Source organism: Desulfocastanea catecholica (genome assembly GCF_054657295.1).
Map to the genome: position 1 here is coordinate 1 of NZ_BAAHYZ010000196.1, position 225 is coordinate 225.

1 pseudogene is annotated in these 225 nt (G+C 57.8%); it reads right to left on the reverse strand.

Annotation, left to right across the window (positions count from 1 at the left end):
* Positions 1 to 225, reverse strand: a pseudogene (locus tag ACYQ8U_RS23490) (hypothetical protein); the annotation flags it as partial.

Consider the following 225-nt stretch of genomic DNA (forward strand, 5'->3'; position numbering starts at 1 on the left):
AACCCGAAGGCGCCGGCCATGAGGTCAACGGTGAAGTCGGTCATTGGGATGTAGTGCCTCGCACCGAACGTGGCAACGGCCCCAATGGTGTCATACGGAGCGAGATTGGGGAAGATGGTCATATCGTTTCTTCGCATCCTGCCTTCGGCGATAAGGTCTTTGGGAAAGCACGGCGTCACCTGCATCACCTTTTCACCGCAGAACGGGCACCACGATTCGGTTCCG